We start from the raw sequence: 9,473 nt of genomic DNA on the forward strand, positions 1-9,473 counted from the left end.
GCCCTGGCCCGGCTCGGCCTGAAGGTCGCCCACCCGGACGCCGCCCACCCCCTCCTGGAGAAGCTCGGCGCGCTGCCCGCGACGCCCCGCGCCGTCCTGACGACCCCGCAGGTGCGGGCCGCCGTGGCCGCCTCCCTCGACGACGACTCCTGGGACGAGGACGCCCTGGACGCCGACGAGCTGGCCGAGGTCGTGCTCGCGCTCGTGCGGGACGCGAACCTCGCGCCGGGCGAGGAGCCGTGGCTCGGCGCCCTCGCGCTGCCCGACGAGGACGGCGAACTCGCCCCGGCCGGCGAGCTGGTGCTCCCCGGCAGCGACTTCGCCGAGGTCATGCGGCCCGACGAACTCGCCCTGGTCGACCAGGAGGTGGCCGACCGCTGGGGCGAGCAGCCGCTGGCGGCCTGCGGCGTGCTGGCCACGTTCGCCCTGGTCCGCGCCACGGACGTCGTCCTGGACCCCGATGAACTGGAGCCGCGCGAGGGCGACTTCCCCGAGCCGGACGACGCGGGGCTGCTGGATGCCGTGGACGTGTGGTGCGAGGACGTCCTCGACCGGCTGCCGGACAGCCCGGTGCCGCCGGTGGCCACCGAGATCGTCGCCGTACGGGATCTCGACCTGGTCGACGACGCGTGCTGGCCGCGCGCCCTCGCGATGCTCGCGCGCCCGCCGCTGCGGGACGCGCTGACCCAGCCGCTGCGGGTGCTGCTGCCCGACGGCACGACGGAGAGCGTCCGCCCCTACACGGCGTGGTGGCTGCGCGGCCATCCCGTCCTGGACGGGCGCCGTCCGGCGGGGCTGCGCGCCCGGGGCGGCGATCCGCTCCTGGAGGGTCTGTACGACGCGGCGGACGCGTCCGGTTTCGGCGACGAGCAGGTGCTGCGGGCCCTCGGCGTGCGCACCTCCGTCGGCGCGCTCCTGGAGGAGCCGGGCGGCGCGGCCGAGCTGCTCGACCGGCTCGCGGACCCGGAGCGGACCGTTTCCGCCGCGCAGTTGCACGCCCTGTACGGCGCCCTGGCGGATCTCGACCCGCGGCAGGTGACGCTGCCGGACGAGCTGCGCGCGGTGGTCGACGGCGAGGTCGTGGTGGTCGACGCGGCGGACGCGGTGGTCGCGGACGCCCCCGATCTGCTGCCGCTGGCCGACGGCGTGGCGCTGCTGCCGGTGGAGCCCCGCAGGGCGGGCGATCTGGCGGAGCTGTTCCAGGTGCGGCGACTGAGCGAGACGGCGGCCGTGGAGCCGGTGGGGGACGGCGTCGAGCACGCGGTGCCCGAGGCGGTGCGGATCCTGCTGGGCGCGGGGACTCCGGCGACGTACGTCGAGTACGAGGAGCTGAGCGCGGGCGGCGTGGAGCTCGACTGGCGGCGCACGCCGGACGGCACGGTGCACGCGGCGACCGTGGAGGGCGTGGCGGCGGGGCTCGCGTGGGCGGCGGGGCAGTGGCCGCGCCGCTTCGAGGTGGCGGCGCTGCTCGAGGATCCCTCGCGGACGGAGGAGCTGGCGCGGGACCGCTGGTTCGACTGACGGGCGCTGTGGTTCCGCCCCGAACCGGGGTGGAACCTGACATTCCATTACTCGGTCACAAATTCTTCACCACCTGTACAACCAGTCACCCCTGTCACAGGTCTGATCTTGCGAGTCAACAGACTCCTAGATCACTGGGACCCCGCGTGACGGCGTCAACGCACCGCGGGGACCCCTTCTCCACCAGGAGAAACACATGCGCATCCGTGCCACCGTGGCCGCACTGACCGGCACCCTGGCCCTTTCCGCACTCGCCGTCCCGGCCGCCCAGGCCGCCGACGGTCCGTCGTCCGCCCCCCGTCTCGCGGCCAAGGCCGCGCAGAAGGGCGCGAACGCCGGCTCCACCAAGATCACCAAGGTGTCCGTCAACGGCGGCAAGGACGTCGTCATCGGCACCTCGAACAAGGTGAAGTTCAAGATCGCCGTCACCGCCACCGACCCGGCGGGCATCGCGGGCGGCAGCGCGTTCCTGTACCACGGCAGCGACATCGACCACGCCGACGGCATCCTGATCCCGGACAACCTGAACGGCAAGTGCACGGTCGTCAACGCCACGACCTCGACCTGCACCCTCGAGGTCGTCGCCGACCCGAAGGCGGACCTCTACACCAACAGCCTGGCCGGTTCGGGCTGGAAGCTGTACGCCGCCGCCGACGGCAACGAGGGCGGCTCGGCCGAGGGCGAGCAGTTCAAGTCCGACGCCCGCTTCCAGCGGTACGCCAAGCTCACCACCAACGCCTCCCCCGAGCCCGTCAAGAAGGGCAAGACCCTCACCGTCACCGGCGCCCTGACCCGCGCCAACTGGGAGACGTCGAAGTACGCGGGCTACACCGCCCAGTCCGTGCAGCTGCAGTACAAGAAGAAGGGCGCCAGCAGCTACACGACGCTCAAGACGGTCAAGTCCGACTCCAAGGGCAACCTGAAGACCACCGTGAAGGCCTCCGCGGACGGTTACTTCCGCTACGTCTTCGCCGGTACGTCGACGACCCCGTCCGTCACCTCGACGAGCGACTTCGTCGACGTCCAGTAGTCGGCGGTCCGCCAGGACCCCCGTGGTCGCCGGACCCCGCCGCTAGGCGGGGAAGCGGCGGTCGACCCAGCGGTAGACGAACTCGATGGCCAGTGAGGCCACCGCCGCGATCGCGACCGCCGCCCACGGCATCGTCGTGCCCACCAGCTTCAGCTGGAAGAAGTCCTGGAGCCAGGGCACGGTCAGCACGAGCAGGAAGCCGAGACCCATCGCGCCGATCAGGCAGAGCCGCCACCACGTGTAGGGGCGGGCGATGATGGCGAGCACCCACATGGCGATCAGGAACAGCGCCAGGGTCGCCGCGCTGGTCTCGGCTTCCCGCGCGCCCGCGCCCGTGTAGTGGTGCCGGGCCAGGAGGTACGTCACGAAGGTGGCGACGCCCGCGATGACGCCGCCGGGGATCGCGTACCGCATGACCCTGCGGACGAAGTGCGGCTTCGCGCGCTCCTTGTTGGGGGCGAGCGCGAGGAAGAAGGCGGGGATGCCGATCGTCAGGGTGGAGAGCAGCGTCAGGTGGCGCGGCAGGAAGAGGTACTCGACCTGTGAGCAGACCACGAGCAGCGCGATGATCACCGAGTAGACGGTCTTCACCAGGAACAGCGTGGCGACGCGCGTGATGTTGCCGATGACGCGGCGGCCCTCGGCGACCACGGACGGCAGCGTCGCGAAGCTGTTGTTGAGGAGCACGATCTGGGCGACGGCCCGTGTGGCCTCCGAGCCCGAGCCCATCGAGACGCCGATGTCGGCGTCCTTGAGGGCCAGCACGTCGTTCACGCCGTCGCCGGTCATCGCGACCGTGTGGCCGTGCGACTGGAGGGCGCCGACCATGTCGCGCTTCTGCTGCGGGGTGACCCGGCCGAAGACGGTGTTCTCGTCGAGGGCCTTGGCCATCTCCTCCTGGTCGGCGGGCAGCCGGCGCGCGTCGACGGTGTTCTCCGCGCCGGGCAGGCCGAGCTTGCCCGCGACCGCGCCCACCGAGACGGCGTTGTCACCGGAGATGACCTTCGCGGCGACGTCCTGCTCCTCGAAATAGCGCAGGGTGTCGGCGGCGTCGGGGCGCAGCCGCTGCTCCAGGACGACCAGGGCGGTGGCGCGCGCGCCCTCCGCGACGTCCGGGTCGTCGAGGTCGCCGGAGACGCGGGCGAGCAGCAGGACGCGCAGGCCCTGGTGGTTGAGGTCCTCGATCTCGGCGAGCGCGGGGTCGCCGTCGGGCAGCAGCACGTCGGGCGCGCCGAGCAGCCAGGCCGAGGTGGTGCCGTCGCCCTCGCTGAAGGAGGCGCCGCTGTACTTGCGGGCGGAGGAGAACGGCAGCGACTCGGTGCAGCGCCAGTCCTCGCTGTCGGGGTAGGCGTCGATGATCGCCTGGAGCGAGGCGTTGGGCCGCGGGTCGGACTCGCCGAGCGCGCCGAGGACCGTGCGGACGTAGCTCTCGTCGCTGCCGTTCAGGGGGCGCAGCTCGGTGACGTCCATGCCGCCCTCGGTGAGGGTGCCGGTCTTGTCGAGGCAGACGGTGTCGACGCGGGCCAGGCCCTCGATCGCGGGGAGCTCCTGGACCAGGCACTGCTTGCGGCCGAGCCGGATCACGCCGATCGCGAAGGCCACGGAGGTCAGCAGGACCAGGCCCTCGGGGATCATCGGGACGATGCCGCCGACGGTGTAGGCGATGGACTCCTTGAAGTTGTCGTCCTTGACGACGAGCTGGGAGATCACCAGGCCGATGGAGGTCGGCACCATCAGCCACGTCACGTACTTGAGGATCGTGGAGATGCCGGAGCGCAGCTCGGAGTGGACGAGCGTGAAGCGGCTCGCCTCCTCGGCGAGCTGCGCGGCGTAGGCCTCGCGGCCGACCTTGGTGGCGGTGAACGCGCCGCCGCCCGCGACCACGAACGAGCCCGACATCATCTTGTCGCCGGGCTTCTTGATGACCGGGTCGGCCTCACCGGTCAGCAGCGACTCGTCGACCTCCAGGCTGTCGGTCTCGACGGCCTGGCCGTCGACCACGATCTTGTCGCCGGGGCCGAGCTCGATGACGTCGCCGAGGACGATCTCGGAGGTGGAGACCTCGGTGGCCCGGCCGTCGCGCCGCACGGTCGGCTTGGCCTCGCCGATGACGGCGAGCCCGTCCAGGGTCTTCTTGGCGCGCCACTCCTGGATGATGCCGATGCCGGTGTTGGCGACGATCACGAAGCCGAAGAGGCTGTCCTGGATCGGCGCGACGAACAGCATGATCACCCAGAGGACGCCGATGATCGCGTTGAAGCGGGTGAAGACGTTGGCCCGGACGATCTCGCTCAGGGAGCGGGAGCTGCGCACGGGGACGTCGTTGACCTCGCCGCGGGCGACCCGCTCGGCCACCTCGGCGGTGGTGAGGCCCGTGACCCGCCCGGCGGGGGGCGGCACGGGGTGGACCGGGTCGAGTTCGGCGCCCGCGTCGATATGCGTCATGCATTCGACGGTAAGGGCGCTCCTGCGGCTTCACCCCTTGAATGCCCCAAAGATCCGACCACGGTAGGACCCGTCCCCACCCGTGGTTGTACGGATCACGTGGTGCGAGTGACCTTCGGCCTCTTGATCACGGGGCCGGAGCGGCCTTCGACCTCTTGATCGCGGCGTCACGCCTGCGGACGTACCAGATGCCGATGAGGCCGAGGCCGCCGCCGGCCAGGCAGGTCCACACCCACCAGGTCGCGTCGCGGTCGTCGAACCAGCCGTAGAAGGGGAGCTGGGCCAGGAAGAGGACGAACCAGAGGATCGTGCCGCCCGTGATGGTGGCGACAACGGGCCCCTCCAGGGGCTCCGGCGCCTCGTGCTTAGGGGTCCACTTCGCCATGCGTACAGCTTACGAGGCCCTCCCCGCGCCCCTTACACCCCTTGCGCCTCAAGGGTCTACGCGCGGAGATAGCGATTTTCGCCTCATGTATTCATACTGAAACGGCTCGTTAATGGCCGGTTGCTTTCGTACGAAGTTCCAAATCGACCGGAAGTAAATGCTTAACGATCTACCCCTTCTCTGAGTCCATGAGGTCCCGCATGTCTTCCTCGGCCAGTGCTCCGGTCGACGCCACCCCGCAGCCCCCGCAGCCGCCGAGGGGTGGCCTCGACGGGTACTTCAAGATCACTGAGCGGGGCTCGACCCTGGCCAGGGAAGTCCGCGGCGGATTCGCCACCTTCTTCGCGATGGCCTACATCATCGTGCTGAACCCGATCATCCTCGGCAGCGCGAAGGACATGTACGGGCACCAGCTCGACAACAAGCAGCTGGTCACCGCGACCGTGCTGACGGCGGCCTTCACCACGCTCCTCATGGGCGTCATCGGCAACGTCCCGATCGCGCTCGCCGCCGGCCTCGGCGTGAACACCGTCGTCGCCCTCCAGCTCGCGCCCCGCATGTCGTGGCCCGACGCGATGGGCATGGTCGTCCTCGCGGGCTTCGTGGTGATGCTGCTGGTCGCCACCGGACTGCGTGAACGCGTGATGAGCGCCGTGCCGCTCGGCCTGCGCAAGGGCATCGCGATCGGCATCGGCCTGTTCATCATGCTGATCGGCCTCGTCGACTCCGGCTTCGTCTCGCGCATCCCGGACGCCGCGCACACCACCGTCCCCCTCCAGCTCGGCGGCGACGGCCACCTCAACGGCTGGCCCGTCCTCGTCTTCGTGCTCGGCGTGCTGCTGACCCTGGCCCTCCTGGTGCGCAAGGTGCCCGGCGCCATCCTCATCAGCATCGTCGTCATGACGATCGTCGCGATGATCATCAACTCGGTCGCCACGGTCCCGTCCTGGGGCCTGACCACCCCGAAGTGGCCCGGCAACCCCGTCTCCACCCCGGACTTCGGGCTCGTCGGCGAGATCAGCCTCTTCGGCGGCTTCGAGAAGGTCGGCGTCCTGACCGGCGTCCTCTTCGTCTTCACCGTGCTGCTCTCGTGCTTCTTCGACGCGATGGGCACGATCATGGGCATCGGCGACGAGGCCAAGCTGACCGACGCCAACGGCAACATGCCGGGCATCAACAAGGTGCTCTTCGTCGACGGCATCGCGGTCGCCGCCGGCGGTGCCTCGTCCGCCTCGGCCACCACCTGCTTCGTGGAGTCCACGGCGGGCGTCGGCGAGGGGGCCCGCACGGGCTTCGCGAACGTCGTCACGGGCGGGCTCTTCGCCGTGGCGCTGTTCCTCACGCCGCTCGCCACGATGGTCCCGTCCCAGGCGGCCACGCCCGCGCTGCTCGCGGTCGGCTTCCTGATCCTGTCCGGTTCCATCCGGGCGATCGACTGGAGCGACTACACGATCGCGATCCCCGCGTTCGTGACGATGCTGATGATGCCGTTCACGTACTCGATCACGAACGGCATCGGCATGGGCTTCATCACCTTCACCGTGCTGCGCCTGGCCGCGGGCCGGGGGCGCGAGGTGCCGGTCGCGATGTACGCGGTGTCGGCGGTGTTCGCCTTCTACTACCTGATGCCGGCGCTCAACCTGACGTAAGCGCCCGAAGGGGCCTCACGCGGCCCCGTAGAACTTCTCCGTCTCCTCGACCGACGTCGCGAAGCGTTCGTCGAAGTCGTCTCGAATGAGCGTCCGGACCACGTAGTCCTGGACGCTCATTCCCCTTTTGGCGGCGTGCTGCCGGAGGCGGTCCAGCAACTCACCGTCTATCCGCAGGCTGAGCACTGTCGATCCCATGCGTGACAGGGTCCACGGGCCCCGCGGGCGGATGCGTCGCTTTCCGAAGTCACCTCACTCATATGGGTGACGAAAAGGTTCGACTCCCCGACTGCGGGAATTCAAGTGGTCTTTAGCTAGGGTAATGAGTTACGCTAACGAACATGCCGGACCTCTCCCATGGTGACGACGCCGTCGCCGTGAACGCCCTGCGCTCCGCCGTGATGCGCCTGTCCCGTCGACTCAAGCACCAGCGTGTCGACGAGTCGCTGAGCCCCACCGAGATGTCGGTGCTCGGCACCCTCGCCCGCTGCGGCAGCGCCACTCCGGGCGAGCTCGCCCGCAAGGAGCACGTGCAGCCGCCGTCGATGACCCGCATCGTCGCCCTGCTGGAGGCCAAGGGGCTGGTCCGGCTGGAGCCGCACCCCGAGGACCGCCGCCAGAAGGTGGTGACCCAGACCGAATCCGCCGAGACCATGCTCGAGGAGAGCCGCCGCAAGCGGAACGCCTGGCTGGCCGGCCTGGTCGAGCACCTCGACGAGGACGAGTGGGCACGTCTGCGTGCCGCCGCCCCCGTACTGGAGAAGCTCGCACACCTCTAGGCCCGCGGCGCCCCGCGGGCCCTCCCGCGGGCACCCGCGGGAGACGTACGTACGCCAAGGAGGCGAACTCACTTTGAGTACGGGACCCGGAGCAGACTCCGCCCCCGCACCGACCGCCCTCGACACCCCCGTCCGCCCCCACAAGACCTCGATGTTCAGCTCGCTGAGGATCCGGAACTACCGGCTCTTCGCGACCGGCGCCGTCGTCTCCAACACCGGCACCTGGATGGCCCGCATCACCCAGGACTGGCTGGTGCTGAGCCTCACCGGGTCCTCCGCGGCCGTCGGCATCACCACGGCCATGCAGTTCCTGCCGATGCTCCTGTTCGGCCTGTACGGCGGTGTCATCGCCGACCGGTTCGCCAAGCGCAACCTGCTCTTCCTCACCCAGGGCGCCATGAGCCTCAGCGGGCTCTTCCTCGCCGCCCTCACGCTCAGCGGCCACGTCCAGGTCTGGCACGTCTACTTCGCGGCCTTCTTCACCGGCCTCGTCACCGTCGTCGACAACCCGACGCGGCAGTCCTTCGTGTCCGAGATGGTGGGTCCCGACCAGGTCCGCAACGCCGTCTCGCTGAACTCGGCGAACTTCCAGTCCGCGCGGCTCATCGGCCCCGCCGTGGCGAGCGCGCTGACCGCGGCCGTCGGACCCGGCTGGGCGTTCCTCGCGAACGGCCTGTCGTTCCTCGCGCCGCTCACCGGCCTGCTGCTGATGCGCACGAGCGAGCTGCACCACACCCCGCGCAAGCCGCGCGGCAAGGGGCAGCTGCGGGAGGGCCTGAACTACGTCTCGAAGCACCCCGAGCTGATCTGGCCGATCGTCCTCGTCGGCTTCATCGGCACCTTCGGGTTCAACTTCCCGATCTGGCTGAGCGCCTTCGCGGACGACATCTTCCACGGCGGCGTGGGGATGTACGGCCTCTTCAACACCCTGATGGCGATCGGCTCGCTGGCCGGCGCGCTGCTCGCGGCCCGCCGCGGCACCTCGCGCCTGCGGCTCCTCGCCGGGGCGGCGACCGCCTTCGGCGTGCTGCAGATCGTCGCGGCCTTCGCGCCCGAGCTGTGGATGTTCGTCGCCCTGATCGTCCCGATCGGCATCCTCGGCCTGACGGTGAACGTCACCGCCAACTCCTCGGTCCAGATGGCCACGGACCCGGAGATGCGGGGCCGCGTGATGTCGCTGTTCATGATGGTCTTCACCGGCGGTACGCCGCTGGGCGGACCGCTCTTCGGCTGGCTCGCCGACGCCTACGGCGTCCGGGTCAGCATGGCCGTCGGCGGCCTGGTCTGCGCGCTCGCCGCGGTGGGCGTCGGCCTGATGCTGGCGCGCGCCGCGAACCTGCGGCTCAAGGTGGACCTGCGGCGCGGCCGGCAGCACCTGCAGTTCGTGCCGCGCGAGCGGGAGCTGGCGACCGCGGCGTGACGGCGCCCGGGGCCCGGTCTCCGGGCCCCGCGCACCGCCCGCCCCGGCCGGGCTCTCCCGTCACACGCGCCGCGCGAGCACCTGTCCCGGCCAGCTGCCGTCGGGTCCCGTGAAGGGCTCGGTGGCGGTGAAGCCGTTGCTCTCGTAGTACGCGACGAGCGCCCGGTCCTCGCCCCGGTAGCAGTCGACCCGCAGCAGGGAGACGCCCTGCGCGCGGGTCTCCTCGACGGCGTGCGCGAGCAGC

The 9,473-nt window shown here is 70.5% G+C and carries 7 protein-coding genes and 2 pseudogenes; 5 read left to right on the forward strand and 4 right to left on the reverse strand.

What is annotated here, in order from left to right; genetic code table 11:
- Both AOK22_RS09160 and AOK22_RS09165 read left to right on the forward strand, forming a co-directional pair.
- Window positions 1-1,521: pseudogene (locus AOK22_RS09160) on the forward strand (sacsin N-terminal ATP-binding-like domain-containing protein); the annotation flags it as partial.
- Window positions 1,522-1,717: 196 nt separating this feature from the next.
- A complete protein-coding gene (locus tag AOK22_RS09165) occupies window positions 1,718-2,551 on the forward strand; it encodes a hypothetical protein (RefSeq protein ID WP_055698105.1) in 834 nt (277 codons plus the stop codon).
- Between the two features lie 42 nt (window positions 2,552-2,593).
- Here AOK22_RS09165 and AOK22_RS09170 read toward each other — a convergent pair whose 3' ends face one another.
- The gene (locus AOK22_RS09170) at window positions 2,594-4,996 is read right to left on the reverse strand and encodes a cation-translocating P-type ATPase (protein WP_055698106.1); all 2,403 of its coding nucleotides are present in this window, start codon (window positions 4,994-4,996) and stop codon (window positions 2,594-2,596) included.
- Window positions 4,997-5,123: 127 nt separating this feature from the next.
- Window positions 5,124-5,381 (reverse strand): DUF2530 domain-containing protein, encoded by a 258-nt coding sequence (locus AOK22_RS09175; protein ID WP_055698107.1) that lies wholly within the window; start codon window positions 5,379-5,381, stop codon window positions 5,124-5,126.
- A 200-nt stretch (window positions 5,382-5,581) separates the two neighbouring features.
- Here AOK22_RS09175 and AOK22_RS09180 point away from each other — a divergent pair, with 200 nt between their 5' ends.
- Window positions 5,582-7,030: an NCS2 family permease gene (locus AOK22_RS09180; RefSeq protein ID WP_055698108.1), complete on the forward strand. Its 1,449-nt coding sequence runs from the start codon at window positions 5,582-5,584 to the stop codon at window positions 7,028-7,030.
- A 15-nt stretch (window positions 7,031-7,045) separates the two neighbouring features.
- Here the strand turns inward: AOK22_RS09180 and AOK22_RS09185 are convergent, their stop codons facing one another.
- A complete protein-coding gene (locus tag AOK22_RS09185; protein ID WP_055698109.1) occupies window positions 7,046-7,228 on the reverse strand; it encodes a hypothetical protein in 183 nt (60 codons plus the stop codon).
- Window positions 7,229-7,371: 143 nt separating this feature from the next.
- Between AOK22_RS09185 and AOK22_RS09190 the strand changes: the two genes are divergently transcribed.
- Window positions 7,372-7,809 carry a MarR family winged helix-turn-helix transcriptional regulator gene (locus AOK22_RS09190; RefSeq protein ID WP_055698110.1) on the forward strand — a complete coding sequence of 146 codons (438 nt, stop codon included), beginning with the start codon at window positions 7,372-7,374 and terminating at the stop codon, window positions 7,807-7,809.
- Window positions 7,810-7,882: 73 nt separating this feature from the next.
- Window positions 7,883-9,229, forward strand: a complete 1,347-nt coding sequence (locus tag AOK22_RS09195) for an MFS transporter (protein ID WP_055698111.1) — start codon at window positions 7,883-7,885, stop codon at window positions 9,227-9,229.
- Between the two features lie 60 nt (window positions 9,230-9,289).
- On the opposite strand, the pseudogene AOK22_RS09200 reads toward AOK22_RS09195, so the two are convergent.
- Window positions 9,290-9,473: pseudogene (locus tag AOK22_RS09200) on the reverse strand (GNAT family N-acetyltransferase); the annotation flags it as partial.

This window comes from Streptomyces silaceus (assembly GCF_001419745.1).
Classification (GTDB): Bacteria; Actinomycetota; Actinomycetes; order Streptomycetales; family Streptomycetaceae; genus Streptomyces; species Streptomyces silaceus.